The sequence below is a fragment of the Aeromonas sp. R7-2 genome (assembly GCF_040908105.1).
GTDB classification, from domain to species: domain Bacteria; phylum Pseudomonadota; class Gammaproteobacteria; order Enterobacterales; family Aeromonadaceae; genus Aeromonas; species Aeromonas caviae.
The window spans coordinates 170,082-183,484 of sequence record NZ_JBFODC010000012.1 but is presented as its reverse complement, the minus strand read 5'-3'; the positions used below and the strand labels follow the sequence as shown (position 1 = coordinate 183,484).

Here is a 13,403-nt window from a genome sequence, read left to right as displayed (position 1 = left end):
CTCGCCGGGGGTGTGTTTTCCTGCCCTGTTCTCTGTTACCATCCTTGGGTATACGAGGGGCGCTGGAGCGAACTTATTGCAATGTATTCATTGCGTTGCAGTTCCTGCCAAGGGCCCTTTCGGCCCCACGCAAGACCAGGGAGGAGAACAGGATGCGAGCACGCAGAAGAGCCATGTTGGCCCGAAAAACCAAATGTGCCTGGAGCCCGAGACGCAAGCTCAAGCTGGCCGACATGAAACGCAAGATCTGGCACAGAAACCGCTCCTTCACGCTGCTGATAGCGGAGCACACAGTATAAACCCGGCATCAGCCGGGTTTTTTTATGCCTTGTCAGGCTGCGCTTCAAACAGAACGGTGCGCTTGGAGACCAGGGTGTTGCAGTGGTTGCAAAAATAATCCACCGCGCCGCAAGCCCGAAGCCGCTCCAGCTCCTGCCCGCAGGCAGGACACAGGGTCCGGATGCGATAACGGGCCTGACACTGGCCACACGTCGTCTCCTGGCTGCGGCTGTCCAGTTCGCCCTGACAGGCAGGGCAGGTCAGCGTGTTCATTCTCTTCTCGACTCCTCTTTACGTCACTGTGCACCGGCATCACTCGCAGCTCCTCCCCCGGTTTGTCTGCCCTGAGGAGGGCCACCAAGAAAAACGGCTGCCGGTAAGGGCAGCCGCAGGGCTTTATTTCTTCGCTTTGGCCTTGAGCAGGCGCTTGCGCTGGCGTTCCTGGCTCAGGGTCAGGGTGTTCTTCTTGCCCTCGAACGGGTTGACCGACTCCTGGAACTCCACCCGGATCGGCGTTCCCATGATCTTCAACGACTTGCGGAAGTAGTTGATGAGGTAGCGCTTGTAGGAGTCCGGCAGGTCATTCAACTGGTTGCCGTGGATCACGATGCGCGGCGGGTTGTAGCCACCGGCGTGGGCATACTTCAGCTTGACCCGGCGACCGTTCACCATGGGCGGCTGGTGATCTTCCTGGGCCATCTGCATGATGCGGGTCAGCATGGCGGTGCTGGTGCGGCGAGTCGCGGACTCGTAAGCCTCGTTGATGGATTCGAACAGGTGACCGACGCCACTGCCGTGCAGGGCGGAGATGAAGTGCACCCGGGCGAAGTCGATGAAGCCCAGACGTCTGTCCAGCTCGTTCTTGACGTCCTCTTTCACCTTCTGATCCAGGCCGTCCCACTTGTTGACCACCAGTACCACGGAGCGGCCGCTGTTGAGCACGAAGCCGAGGATGCTCAAGTCCTGATCCGTGATGGTCTCCCGGGCTTCAATGACCAGCAGGCAGACGTTGGCATCTTCAATCGCCTTGAGCGTCTTGATGACGGAGAACTTCTCCACCGTCTCGTGCACCTTGCCACGGCGACGCACGCCGGCGGTGTCGATGACCACGTATTTCTGATCGTCGCGCTCCATGGGGATGTAGACGGAGTCGCGGGTGGTCCCCGGCATGTCGTAGACGATGACCCGATCTTCACCCAGCATGCGGTTGGTCAGGGTCGACTTGCCGACGTTGGGACGACCGACGATGGCGAACTTGATGGGCAGGTCGGCGAACGGCGTCTCCTTGGTGTCTTCCCGGGTGTCGAGCTCACCGGCGGCCACCATGCGCAGCAGGGCCTCTTCGTCGAACTCCTCCAGCTCCTCTTCCTCTTGTGCCTCGGTGGCAGAGCCGACCAGGGTCTCGAGGTGAGGGGCTAGGGCCAGCTCCAGCAGGCTCAGTACGCCACGGCCGTGGGCGGCCGCCATCTGGTAGACCTCGCCCAGGGCCAGACCGTAGAACTCGGACACCGCGGAGTCACCGTCGATGCCGTCGGTCTTGTTGGCCACCAGAAACACCTTCTTGTGGGTCTTGCGCAGGTGCTCGGCGATGGCCTGATCCGCCGCGGTGAGACCGGCACGGGCATCCACCATGAAGAGCACCACATCGGCCTCTTCGATGGCCAGCAGGGACTGCTCGGCCATCTTCAGCTCGATCCCCTCCTCGGTGCCATCGATACCGCCGGTATCGACCACGATAAATTCCAGCTCGCCCAGCTTCGCCTGGCCATATTTGCGGTCCCGGGTCAAGCCGGGGAAGTCGGCAACCAGGGCATCCCGGGTACGGGTCAGGCGGTTAAACAGGGTGGATTTCCCCACGTTGGGGCGGCCCACCAGGGCAACTACAGGAGTCATAAAAGCCTCATTCTCAAGACGACAAAGGCTCCGGGTCCGAAGACCAGGAGCCGGATATTCACATTATCGGACGATCAAGGACGCTTGAGGGCGTACAATTTGCCGTCACGGCTCTGCACATACAGGGTGTCACCCTCCACCAGCGGAGCGGCATAGAGACCACTGCTGTCGAGCTGCTGCATGGCCTTGATGGTCCCGTCGGTACGGTCCAGCCAATACAGGTAACCTTCCACATCGCCGACCACCACATAGTCACCCAGGATGACGGGGGCGGTCACGGTGCGGTTTTCCAGCTGGGTGTTGGACCACAGCTCGAGACCGTTGCGACGATCGACCGCAAACAGATGGCTGCGGCTGTCGGTCAGCACGATGGCATTGCCGGTCACCGCCATGTCGCGATAACCGGAATACTTGCGCTTCCACACTTCGTCGCCGCTCATCAGCTTGCGCGCCATCAACTGGCCGTTGTAGGCGATGGCGTAGAGCTCATCACCGGCAATCAGCGGGCTGGCATCGACGTCCACCATCCGATCCAGTTCGGTGGCGCCGCGCGGGTCAGCCACCTTGGATTGACGCACCGGCTGGCCGTTGCTCAGCAGGGCGATGCCCACCTTGCCATCGGCGCGGCCATAGATGACGGCACCGTTGGTGATGATGGGGGCGCCGGCACTGCGCAGGGTCAGGGGCGGCTGCTCTTCGGACAGGGTCCACTGCAGCTTGCCTTCGTCGGTATCGAGCGCCACCAGGCGACCGGAGGTGGTCAGCACCACCACGCGGCCATCCTCGACGGCGGGGCTCGCCACCACTTCCCCAGGAACCGTGGTCTGCCACAGCACTTCGCCGTTGGCCTCGTTCAGGGCGTAGACCACCCCGTTTTCGGACCCAAGGAACAGCTTGCCGTAGCGAGAGACCAGACCACCGGAGAGACGGGCACTGCGCTTGTCGGCGTTGATGGGCAGATCTGCCAGATCCACGCTCCACAGCTCCTTGCCGCTTTCGCGCTCGAAGGCGGTCACATCGCCATCGCGGGCCGCTGCATAGATGCGGTCCTCTTCCACCACAGGCTTGAGCTGGGAGTAGAAGTCGCCGATGCCATCCCCGACCGAGGAGGACCATGCGGTATCGGCAGTGAACGCGGACTCGACCTTGGGCAGGGGTGCCATGGGGTTGAGATCTTCTTCCGAACTGAACAGGGAGCAGCCCTGCAAGGCGAAGGAGACAGCCACCCCCAGCGCCATTCGCTTGTACAGATTACGCATCCGGAGCCTCGCCCGCAGTGACGGCTGGCAGCGCCAGATCATCCATCTTCAGCTTGAGTTCGGCGCTGCTCTGCAGGCCGCCGGCATCCGCCGCCGCCTGATAGGCATCGCGCGCTTCTTCGGCCTTGCCCTGCTTTTGCAGGATGTCGCCGCGCACTTCCGCCACCTGGGCCTTGAAGGCGTCGTTGTTGATCTTGCCAAGCTGGGCCAGGGCCTCGTCAGCCTTGCCCTGATCGCTCAGGACCCGTGCCAGACGCAGGGCGGCGATGGGCTTGATGCTGTCATCGCCACTGGCGGCCACCAGGGTCAGCTGCTCGGCAGCCAGATCCAGCTTGCCCGCCTTGACGGCGGCCGCGGCCAGTTGCAAGGCGGCCAGCTCGGCATAGGCGTCCCCCTTGTGGGCGGTAATGAAGCTCTTTGCCTGCTCCAGGGCGGCGTCATCCCCCTTGGCGAGCTGGGCGGTCATCTCGTTGTAAGCCTGGGAGGCGGCTTCCTGGTTGTTCTGCTGCATCTCGTTGTAGTAGCGCCAGCCAAAGAGGCCGACCAGACCGATAACAGTTCCTGCGATCACCGAGGTGCCGTTCTCTTTCCACCAGCTCTTGATGACCTCAACCTGTTGTTCTTCAGTGGTATACACTTCCACAGCTTACTCTCCTTTCGCTGCCAGCAGGGCAATGGCGGCATCGACCGAGACGGTCTGTTGCTCGGCCTGGCCACGCAGATATTTGATGGTGATCTCCCCGCTTTGCACCTCGGTCTCCCCAAGGATCAGGGCAATGGCCGCGCCGCTCTTGTCGGCACGCTTGAGTTGTTTCTTGAAGTTGCCGCCGCCGCAGTGGCTCATGAGGCGCAAGTCCGGCAGGGCATCGCGCAGGCGCTCGGCCAGGGCAAAGCCAGCCTGCTCGGTCCCCTCACCCACCATGCAGAGATAGACATCCACAGCCGGGCGGATGTCAGCATTGAGCTCGAGGGTTTCGAGCATCAGTACCAGACGCTCCATGCCCATGGCAAAGCCCACCGCCGGGGTCGGCTGGCCACCGAGCTGCTCCACCAGGCCGTCGTAGCGACCACCGGCACAGACGGTGCCCTGGGCCCCCAGGCTGTTGGTCACCCACTCGAACACGGTCAGGTTGTAGTAGTCGAGGCCGCGCACCAGACGCTCGTTCACCTCGAACTGGATGCCGGCCGCCGTGAGCAGGCGCTTGAGCCCTTCGAAGTGAGCCAGACTCTCTTCGCCCAGGTGGTCGAACAGACGGGGGGCACCTGCCAGGATGGCCTGTACTTTCTCGTCTTTGGAGTCGAGCACCCGCAGGGGGTTGCTGTACATGCGGCGCTGGCTCTCTTCGTCCAGCTCGCTCTTGTACTGTTCCAGATAGGCGACCAGGGCATCGCGATAGGCGGCACGTTCGCTGCTCTGGCCAAGGGTGTTGAGCTGCAGAGTCACGTGATCGCTGATGCCGAACAGACGCCACAGGCGGTGAGTCAGCATGATGAGCTCGGCATCGATGTCCGGCCCGTTGATGCCGAACAGCTCGACCCCGAACTGGTGGAACTGGCGATAACGACCTTTCTGGGGACGCTCGTGACGGAACATGGGGCCCATGTACCACATCCGGCGTTCCTGGTTGTAAAGCAGACCGTGCTCGATGCCGGCACGCACGCAACTGGCGGTCCCTTCCGGACGCAGGCTCAGGCTGTCGCCGTTGCGGTCTTCAAAGGTGTACATCTCTTTTTCGACCACGTCGGTCACTTCACCGATGGCACGCTTGAACAGATGGGTCTGCTCGACGATGGGCATGCGCACTTCGCTGTAGCCATAGCTGGCCACGACCTGGCGCAGGATCTGTTCTACTTTCTGCCATACCGGGCTCTGCTCCGGCAGGCAATCATTCATACCGCGAATAGCTTGGATCTGTTTTGCCACGTTGATACTCGAGAAAAAGAGGTAAAATTTGGCCGCATTATAGGGATTTTCGACCCCGAGGTAAAATCGGGTGCCCGGATGCGGGATGTAAAATCAACAACCTAAAGCCGGGGCCACCCCAGGTGGCCCCGTCATGGTTCAACCTTTGTCCACCTGGATCTGGTTGGCCGGATCCAGCATGGCAGCCCGGGCACGGATGCGACGCTCCAGGGTCGGGATCAAATCCTTGTTGTCGAGCCGGTCGACCCGCTGGCCCCCCTCGTAGAAGGCACTCTTGTTGGCGGCGCCCGCAAGGCCGAGATCGGAAACCAGCGCCTCCCCCGGACCGTTCACCACACAGCCGATGATGGAGACATCCATCGGGGTGATGATGTCTTCGAGCCGCTCTTCCAGGGCATTGACCGTGCCGATGACGTCGAACTCCTGACGGGAGCAGGAGGGACAGGCAATGAAGTTGATGCCGCGGGAACGGATGCGCAGGGATTTGAGGATGTCGAAGCCCACCTTCACCTCTTCCACCGGATCGGCGGCCAGAGAGATGCGCAGGGTGTCGCCAATCCCTTCGCTCAGCAACATGCCAAGGCCGATGGCGGACTTGACCGCGCCGGCGCGAAAACCGCCCGCTTCCGTGATGCCCAGATGCAGGGGTTGATCGATCTGCTTTGCCAGCAGGCGATAGGCACCGACCGCCAGGAAGACATCGGACGCCTTGACGCTCACCTTGAAGTTCTGGAAGTCGAGGCGATCCAGGTAATCCACGTGGCGCATGGCGGACTCCAGCAGCGCCTCCGGGGTCGGCTCGCCGTATTTCTCCTGGAGATCACGCTCAAGGGAACCGCCGTTGACGCCGATGCGGATGGGGATGTTGTAGTGACGGGCACAATCCACCACCGCACGCACCCGCTCTTCGTTGCCGATGTTGCCCGGGTTGATGCGCAGGCAGTCGGCCCCGTATTCGGCCACTTTGAGGGCGATGCGGTAGTCGAAGTGGATGTCGGCCACGATGGGGATGCGGGTCTGCTGCTTGATGAGCTTGAACGCTTCCGCCGCCTCCATGGTGGGGACGGAGACCCGGACGATGTCGGCGCCGACCCGCTCGATCCGCTGGATCTGCTCGACGGTAGCGGCCACGTCCGTGGTCTTGGTGTTGGTCATGGTCTGTACCGTGATGGGGGCATCGCCCCCAACCGGCACGTTGCCGACCATGATCTGTCTGGATTTGCGACGAACGATGGGTGATTCGTGTGCGGGCTTTTCGTGAACAGACATGGCGGACTGATTACTCCTGCGGCAGTGAGAAGCGGGCAGTCCGGCCGTTGTTGTAACGGCTCATGTCGAAGGACTTGCCCTGATATTCGAGATTGACCGCCATGGGCGCGCCAATGATGAATCTGAGTGGCTCGGGTCCTTCCAGTACCAGTTCGTCGTTCGCCTTCTTCAGACCGCTGAACAGGGTCTTGCCGTTGGCATCCTTGACGTCCAGCCAGCAATCGGCGGTGAAGCTCATCTTGAGCTGGGGCGCCTTGGCGGGCTCGGTGGTCGTGCTCTCGGCAGTCGAGACCGCACCGGAAACGTCCGTCGGGACGGCTGCGCTGGCATCCGTAGCGACCACAGGCAGGGTCGCGGTGGCACCGCTCACCACAACCTGGGTGGACACGGCATCGGACGCGGAGGGCAGCACGGGCTCGGCGACCTCCACGGCGGGGGCAACATTCGCTTCCGGCGTATTGACGGTCGCGCTCATCTCGGTCGCCGCCAAGGCGTCGTCACCGGCAGAGCGGCGCGCCGTGCTCTGCCACCACCAGGCGACGGAGAGCCCGATCAGCACCAGAATCACCAACCAGGTCACCACCTTGAGCCGGCTGTCATTGGCCTGCTGGCGGGAGCGACGGGAGAAGCTCTGCATGTCGATGTTGTCGGGGGGAGTCAGTCCCAGCTTTTCGTAGGCGGCGAGGATGGTCTCCTCGGGGATGCCCACGAGCTTGGCATAGGCCCGCAGATAGCCACGAATGAAGGTATGGGACGTGTGCTTGTCATAGGTATCCGCTTCGATGGCGGCGATCAGGGTCAGACGAAGGTGAATGCGGGACGCAACCTGTTCCCGGGTCCAGCCGAGCTGTTCACGGGCATTGCGCAGCAGCTGGCCTGGGCCAACTGCCTGGGAGTCGTCTTGGAAATCGTGTGGCTGTTCAGTAGTCATTGGCTAAGTAACGCTTGGCTTGTTGCGAAGTGGGATATTGCCTTACCAGCTCAGTCCCGAATTGGTGAAGTAATGCCGGTTTGTCCATGGCCTGGGCCAGCCGCAGCCGGAGCCAGAGGCTCTCCTCGTTCTCCTCTGCCACGTCGGCAAAGCGCACGAGGTAAGACTGGACATCAGGAAGCTTGCCATCTTTCATGGAAAGCTCGGCCATGTCCAGCAATAACCTAGGATTGCGGGGATTATACCCCAAGGCCAGACGATAATACTCGCCAGCCTTGTCATTTCTGTGATTTTGCATCGAGCAGAGCGCCGCATTCTCGTAGGTATCGGCGATCTTCACGTAATCGGGCTGGCTGACGGCCTGCAAGAACGCCTTTTCCGCTTCGTCGAAGCGGCCACGGTTGCAGAGGAAGGCGCCATAGTTGTTCATCGCGTCAGCATTGGACGGATCCATGGCCAGCGCTTTCTTGTAGCTCGCCTCGGCGGCCTTGAAATCCGACACCTGCTGATAGAAATAGGCAAAACCGATGTAGACCTGAGGATTGTTGGGATCGTACTGAAGGGCGCGGTCGAGATTGAATTTGGCCTGCTCGGCATTGCCCTGGCGCAGATACTGGATACCCAGATCGAGACGAGTCTGGGCGGCGGCCTTGAGGTCGGGACCCACTTCACGCTGGGTCGAATTCTGGCCAGCGTAAGTGGTCTCTGTGACACAGCCTGGCAGCGCACAGAGCGCTGCCACTACGATCAATGTACGGATATCCATTTCCTGTCTATACAATGGCTTAGGAGTTAAACCATTTTGACGGAAATCCCATCCTGTTGCATCCGATTTTTCATGGTGCGCTTGGTGCGGTCGATCACCTCCCCCACCAACTGCCCACAGGCGGCGTCAATGTCGTCACCACGGGTTTTGCGCACGATGACGGTCAGGCCGTATTCCATCAGCACCTTGGAGAAACGGTCGATACGGCTGTTGCTCGGCTTGCCAAACGGGTTGCCCGGGAAGGGGTTGAACGGGATCAGGTTGATCTTGCAAGGGGTTTCCTTGAGGACCTTGGCCAGCTCATGGGCATGCTGCATGTCGTCGTTGATGTGATCGAGCAGCACATACTCCACGGTCACCCGGCCGCCGTTGGCGTTGGACTTGGCCAGATAGCGACGTACCCCGGCAAGGAAGGCTTCGATGTTGTACTTGTCGTTGATCGGCATGATCTCGGAGCGAAGCGCATCGTTCGGCGCATGCAGGGAGATGGCCAGGGCTACGTCGATCTGGTCCCCCAGCATGTCCAGCGCCGGCACCACACCGGAGGTGGAGAGAGTGACGCGGCGCTTGGAGATGCTGAAGCCGAAGTCATCCATCATCAGCTTCATGGCCGGTACCACGTTGGCGAGGTTGAGCAGCGGCTCACCCATGCCCATCATCACCACGTTGGTGATGGGGCGCTTGCCACCCACCACTTTGGCGGCACGCCACACCTGGCCGATGATCTCGGAGACTTTCAGGTTGCGGTTGAACCCTTGCTGGGCGGTGGAGCAAAAGGTGCACGCCAGGGCGCAGCCCACCTGGGAGGAGACGCACAGGGTAGCGCGGTCCGCTTCCGGAATGTAGACAGTCTCCACCTCCTGATCACCCACCTGCAGCGCCCATTTGATGGTGCCATCGGCGGAGCGCTGTTCACGGCTGATCTCGGGGGCTCGGATCTCGGCAATGGCCTTGAGCCGCTCGCGCAGCGCCTTGTTGACGTTGCTCATCTGATCGAAATCATCACAACCGAAGTGATAGATCCACTTCATTATCTGGTCTGCCCGGAACGGCTTCTCGCCCAACTCGACGAAGAAGGCACGCATGGCATCCCGGTCGAGATCCAGCAGGTTGGTTTTTGTTTCGCTCATCAGGGGCCTCAGCTCACACACTTCATAAATTATCGGCTGACCTACGTCAGGGGGCGGCATTGTACAAATAATGGGTCTGGCTTTCCACCTGGAGAATAAGTGGATATTGGCAGGATGACCAAAAAACAAAAGGGAGCCGAAGCTCCCTTGGTCACCAGCAGACAACATCAGCTGCGCGGGCAGATCTCGTCGTCGGAGAAGAAGTAGGCGATTTCACGGGCGGCAGAGGCCGGGGCATCGGAGCCGTGGACGGCGTTGCGATCGATGCTCTCGGCGTAGCAGGCGCGCAGGGTGCCGGCCAGTGCCTCTTTCGGGTTGGTGGCGCCCATGATTTCACGGTGACGGCGGATGGCGTCTTCACCTTCCAGCACCTGTACCATGACGGGGCCAGAGGTCATGAAGCCGACCAGACCATCATAAAACGGCTTGCCCTGGTGCTCGGCGTAGAAACCGGCGGCCTGTTCGCTGGTCAGGTGCAGCATCTTGGCGGCGATGACTTTCAGGCCGGCGCTTTCGAAGCGGCTGTAAATGGCACCAATCAGGTTCTTGCTGACCGCATCCGGCTTGACGATGGAGAAGGTACGTTCGATAGCCATTGAGTTCTTTCCTTAACTACAGAGTTTTATTGTAGGAATCCATGTTCGGCGGCGATTATACGTAAACAAAAAACGAAATAACACACAAAAAATCAACTTTTTGTTAAACAAAAGAATCCTTGAAACAACATGGTGACTCATCTTGTGCCAGGGCAGAGAGAAAAAATGTGCGCTTGCGCACGATCGGCATGCTAATGCCTCAAAACCGTATCAATTGCTCAGCAAAGCAGCGCTGGAAAGGGCACCCTGAGGTGCCCTTGTGATGCCGTTCACTGACTCAGCGCGTCTCCGCCAGCAGGGTATGGGCGATGGTGCGCATCCCCAGGGTATTGGCCCCGGGCGCCCACAGACTGTCGCCGTTCTCACTGAAACAGGCGGCGAGATCGACATGCAGCCAGCCTCTTCCCTCATCAGGGACAAAGCGGGAGAGGAAGCCTGCCGCATTGGAGGCCCCCCCCGGTCCGCCGCCCGGCACGGGGCGACTGTTGGCGGTGTCGGCATAGTGGGACGGGCACTGCTGGCGATGCCAGGGCTCCAGCGGCAGCGGCCATGCTGGCTCCTGCTCTGCATCCGAATAGGCCATGGCGCGGCTCACCAGCCCCTTGTCCAGTCCAAACAGGGCGTTGTAACGCCCCCCCAGCGCCATCACGGCCGCCCCGGTGAGGGTGGCGGCGTCGATGATGAGCGGCGCACCAGACTCGCCGGCCAGTTGCAAGCCGTCGGCCAGGATCAGACGCCCTTCGGCGTCGGTGTTGACCACCTCCACCGTGGTGCCGTTCTTGTAGGTGAGGATGTCACCCAGCTTGTAGGCATGGCCGGATACCAGGTTCTCGGCGCAGCAGAGGATGAGCTTCACCCGCTTGTCGAGGCCACGCAGAATGGCCAGCGCCAGCGCGCCGGTGACGATGGCGGCACCGCCCATGTCGTGTTTCATGGTCAGCATGCCCTGGGAGGTTTTCATGGAGTAGCCGCCGGAATCGAAGGTGATCCCCTTGCCCACCAGGGCGGCCGCTACCGGCGCCTTGGGATCCTTGCCCGGATTGAAATCCAGCTCCAGCATCACGGGCTCGCGGTCACTGCCACGACCCACTTGATAGAGACCGACCCAGCCCGCCTGTTGCAGCGCCTCTCCCTTGAGGATGCGATGGCTGATCCGGTCCGGTGCCAGCTCGGTGAGGAAGGCGGCGGCTTCGACCGCCAGCTCCAGCGGCCCCAGCTGCTCCGGGGTGGCGTTGGTCATCTCCCGCACCCAGCGCCCGCACAGCCAGCGAGCCTCCAGCTCCTCCCTGTCCTCCTCGGACGAAGTGGCCCACTGCAACCCCACTTCCGCCTTGGGCGTCTGCAGCCCCTGGGCAAAGGCCCACTGCTGCTCCCGCTCCCAGTGGCCAGCCAGGACAACCTGCTGGATCCCCTGGCTGCACAGGCGCCGCGCCGCCTGCTGGATATCCAGCAAGGGAGTGGCGCTCACCAGATGGATCACCATGCCGTCGGCACGGTGGGAGAGCAGTGCCCCCTCCCCCCACTCGGCCGGTGCAAACTCTCGGCTCAACCAGACGTTCATGCGCACACCTCCTGCAGCCAGCGGGCAATCGTGCGAAGACCATGGCCCTTGGCCCCGGTCGCCCAGAGCTCATTGCCCGACTTCTGATAGGAAGCGGCCAGGTCCAGGTGCACCCAGCCCTTGCCTTCGTCACGGACGAAGCGCGACAGGAACGCCGCTGCCGTGGTGGCGCCGGCAGTACCTTCTGCGGACGCCACGTTGCCCAGCTCGGCAAAGGCCGAGGTGAGCTGGCCTGCGTGCCAGGGTTCGAGCGGCAGCGGCCAGGCCTTCTCGTTTTCGGCGTTGGCGGCCGCCAGCGCGCGCACCTGCTCCGCCTCATCGAGGGCAAACACGGCATTGTAGTCGCGGCCCAGCGCGGTCTTGGCGGCGCCGGTCAGGGTGGCAGCGTCGAGGATGTAGGCAGCCCCGCTTTCGCTCGCGGCCAGCAGGCCGTCTGCCAGCACCAGGCGACCTTCCGCGTCGGTATTCTGGATCTCGACCGAGATGCCGTTGCGATAAGTGAGGATGTCGCCGAGCTTGAAGGCGTGGCCGGAGACCAGGTTCTCGGCGCAGCAGAGGATGAGCTTGACCCGCTTGTTCAGGCCACGGCTGATGGCCAGCGCCAGGGCGCCGGTCACCATGGCGGCGCCGCCCATGTCGGACTTCATCGGCAGCATGTTGTCGGAGGACTTCATGGAGTAGCCGCCGGAATCGAAGGTGATCCCCTTGCCCACCAGCGCCGCGACCACAGGGGCGTTGGCATCCCCGGTCGGGTTGTAGTCGAGCTCCAGCAGCACCGGCTCGCGCTCGCTGCCACGGCCCACCGACCAGACCCCGATATGACCCGATTCACGCAAGGCTTCGCCAGCGGTGATGCGGGCGGTCACCTTGTCGCCGCCGAGGCTGCGAATGAGCAGCAGAGCGGACTCCGCCAGGCTCATGGGGTAGATAGCTTCCGGGCAGCCGTTGGTCACCTCGCGCACCCAGTGGGTCGCTTTCAGCAAAGCCGCCAGCTCGGCAGCCTCCTGGTCGCTCTGCTCGCCGAAGTCGAGCTCGCGAACCCCCTTGGCGGTATAGAAGCCCTGGGCAAAGGCGTAACGACGCTCCCCATTCCACCCCTCGCCCACCAGCTTGATGCGCTTGATGCCGCTCGACTCGAGGCGTCTGGCCCCCCGCTGGATGGCGCGCAGCGCCTCCTTCTCCTGGCCAGCGGCCAGATGGAGATGGGCCTCGTCCCCGTTGAAACTGAGCAGGGCACCCTCGCCCCAGTGGGCGGCGGCAGCCTGGGACGACAACCTTACGTTCATCATGTCAGCCATGTTCTCTTGCTTCCTTTTTATTGGCACTTTCATCAACGAATAGGGAAATCACGGGCACAAAAAAGGCCGCTCCCTCAAGGGTCACGGCCTTCACCATATCATTACTGCACCATGAGATGCTGCACGCGCAATTCACTCATGTGTAATTAAGGGGTCATCAGTGGCGCTCGGACGCCAGATTCAGGGTGTACTTGGGCAGTTCCACCACCAGATCCTCATCCGCCAGTCTGGCCTGGCAGCTGAGACGGGATTCCGGCTCCAGCCCCCACGCCTTGTCCAGCATGTCGTCTTCCAGCTCGTCGCTCGGCTCGAGGGAGTCGAACCCTTCCCGCACCACGCAATGGCAGGTAGTACAAGCACAGGACTTCTCGCAAGCGTGCTCGATCTCGATGCCGTTGCGCAGCGCGATATCCAGAATGGTTTCACCGGTCGCACCTTCGAGGGCCGCGCCGTCCGGACAGAGCTCGGGATGGGGCAGAATAATCAGTTTTGGCATA

The 13,403-nt window shown here is 61.9% G+C and carries 13 protein-coding genes; all 13 read right to left on the bottom strand.

Going from position 1 to position 13,403, the window contains the following annotated elements:
* Positions 1 to 321: 321 nt before the first annotated feature.
* The 13 genes from AB5Y47_RS02215 to fdx all read right to left on the bottom strand — a co-directional run bounded on the left by AB5Y47_RS02215 (position 322) and on the right by fdx (position 13,402).
* Positions 322 to 552 carry a zinc ribbon domain-containing protein gene (locus tag AB5Y47_RS02215; protein ID WP_010675044.1) on the bottom strand — a complete coding sequence of 77 codons (231 nt, stop codon included), beginning with the start codon at positions 550 to 552 and terminating at the stop codon, positions 322 to 324.
* A 123-nt stretch (positions 553 to 675) separates the two neighbouring features.
* A complete protein-coding gene (der, locus tag AB5Y47_RS02210; RefSeq protein WP_368219735.1) occupies positions 676 to 2,172 on the bottom strand; it encodes a ribosome biogenesis GTPase Der in 1,497 nt (498 codons plus the stop codon).
* Between the two features lie 74 nt (positions 2,173 to 2,246).
* The gene (gene bamB / locus AB5Y47_RS02205) at positions 2,247 to 3,431 is read right to left on the bottom strand and encodes an outer membrane protein assembly factor BamB (protein ID WP_029314685.1); all 1,185 of its coding nucleotides are present in this window, start codon (positions 3,429 to 3,431) and stop codon (positions 2,247 to 2,249) included.
* The gene (locus tag AB5Y47_RS02200) at positions 3,424 to 4,074 is read right to left on the bottom strand and encodes a tetratricopeptide repeat protein (RefSeq protein ID WP_103242994.1); all 651 of its coding nucleotides are present in this window, start codon (positions 4,072 to 4,074) and stop codon (positions 3,424 to 3,426) included. Before AB5Y47_RS02200 ends, bamB begins: the two co-directional genes overlap by 8 nt.
* A 3-nt stretch (positions 4,075 to 4,077) precedes the next feature.
* Positions 4,078 to 5,355 (bottom strand): histidine--tRNA ligase, encoded by a 1,278-nt coding sequence (gene hisS, locus AB5Y47_RS02195; RefSeq protein WP_039038721.1) that lies wholly within the window; start codon positions 5,353 to 5,355, stop codon positions 4,078 to 4,080.
* 138 nt (positions 5,356 to 5,493) lie between these two features.
* A complete protein-coding gene (ispG, locus tag AB5Y47_RS02190; protein WP_010675049.1) occupies positions 5,494 to 6,624 on the bottom strand; it encodes a flavodoxin-dependent (E)-4-hydroxy-3-methylbut-2-enyl-diphosphate synthase in 1,131 nt (376 codons plus the stop codon).
* A 10-nt stretch (positions 6,625 to 6,634) separates the two neighbouring features.
* Positions 6,635 to 7,555 carry a RodZ domain-containing protein gene (locus AB5Y47_RS02185; protein ID WP_368219733.1) on the bottom strand — a complete coding sequence of 307 codons (921 nt, stop codon included), beginning with the start codon at positions 7,553 to 7,555 and terminating at the stop codon, positions 6,635 to 6,637.
* A complete protein-coding gene (gene tapF, locus AB5Y47_RS02180) occupies positions 7,545 to 8,336 on the bottom strand; it encodes a PilW family type IVa pilus biogenesis/stability lipoprotein TapF (RefSeq protein ID WP_080560523.1) in 792 nt (263 codons plus the stop codon). Before tapF ends, AB5Y47_RS02185 begins: the two co-directional genes overlap by 11 nt.
* An 11-nt stretch (positions 8,337 to 8,347) precedes the next feature.
* Positions 8,348 to 9,451 carry a bifunctional tRNA (adenosine(37)-C2)-methyltransferase TrmG/ribosomal RNA large subunit methyltransferase RlmN gene (locus tag AB5Y47_RS02175; protein ID WP_010675052.1) on the bottom strand — a complete coding sequence of 368 codons (1,104 nt, stop codon included), beginning with the start codon at positions 9,449 to 9,451 and terminating at the stop codon, positions 8,348 to 8,350.
* Between the two features lie 167 nt (positions 9,452 to 9,618).
* Positions 9,619 to 10,047 carry a nucleoside-diphosphate kinase gene (gene ndk, locus AB5Y47_RS02170; protein ID WP_368219731.1) on the bottom strand — a complete coding sequence of 143 codons (429 nt, stop codon included), beginning with the start codon at positions 10,045 to 10,047 and terminating at the stop codon, positions 9,619 to 9,621.
* A gap of 277 nt (positions 10,048 to 10,324) precedes the next feature.
* Complete coding sequence (gene pepB, locus AB5Y47_RS02165) at positions 10,325 to 11,608, bottom strand: aminopeptidase PepB (RefSeq protein ID WP_041213015.1); 1,284 nt, start codon at positions 11,606 to 11,608, stop codon at positions 10,325 to 10,327.
* The gene (gene pepB, locus AB5Y47_RS02160) at positions 11,605 to 12,906 is read right to left on the bottom strand and encodes an aminopeptidase PepB (RefSeq protein WP_368219729.1); all 1,302 of its coding nucleotides are present in this window, start codon (positions 12,904 to 12,906) and stop codon (positions 11,605 to 11,607) included. Before pepB (AB5Y47_RS02160) ends, pepB (AB5Y47_RS02165) begins: the two co-directional genes overlap by 4 nt.
* A gap of 157 nt (positions 12,907 to 13,063) precedes the next feature.
* Complete coding sequence (gene fdx, locus AB5Y47_RS02155) at positions 13,064 to 13,402, bottom strand: ISC system 2Fe-2S type ferredoxin (RefSeq protein WP_005299781.1); 339 nt, start codon at positions 13,400 to 13,402, stop codon at positions 13,064 to 13,066.
* Position 13,403 lies beyond the last annotated feature (1 nt).

Bases quoted from the DNA above. Each gene is read 5' to 3' on its own strand.
- AB5Y47_RS02175 (WP_010675052.1), bottom strand. From the start codon at position 9,451: ATGAGCGAAACAAAAACCAACCTGCTGGATCTCGACCGGGATGCCATG.
- ispG (WP_010675049.1), bottom strand. From the start codon at position 6,624: ATGTCTGTTCACGAAAAGCCCGCACACGAATCACCCATCGTTCGTCGC.
- AB5Y47_RS02215 (WP_010675044.1), bottom strand. From the start codon at position 552: ATGAACACGCTGACCTGCCCTGCCTGTCAGGGCGAACTGGACAGCCGC.
- fdx (WP_005299781.1), bottom strand. From the start codon at position 13,402: ATGCCAAAACTGATTATTCTGCCCCATCCCGAGCTCTGTCCGGACGGC.
- AB5Y47_RS02185 (WP_368219733.1), bottom strand. From the start codon at position 7,555: ATGACTACTGAACAGCCACACGATTTCCAAGACGACTCCCAGGCAGTT.
- pepB (WP_041213015.1), bottom strand. From the start codon at position 11,608: ATGAACGTCTGGTTGAGCCGAGAGTTTGCACCGGCCGAGTGGGGGGAG.
- bamB (WP_029314685.1), bottom strand. From the start codon at position 3,431: ATGCGTAATCTGTACAAGCGAATGGCGCTGGGGGTGGCTGTCTCCTTC.
- der (WP_368219735.1), bottom strand. From the start codon at position 2,172: ATGACTCCTGTAGTTGCCCTGGTGGGCCGCCCCAACGTGGGGAAATCC.
- pepB (WP_368219729.1), bottom strand. From the start codon at position 12,906: ATGGCTGACATGATGAACGTAAGGTTGTCGTCCCAGGCTGCCGCCGCC.
- ndk (WP_368219731.1), bottom strand. From the start codon at position 10,047: ATGGCTATCGAACGTACCTTCTCCATCGTCAAGCCGGATGCGGTCAGC.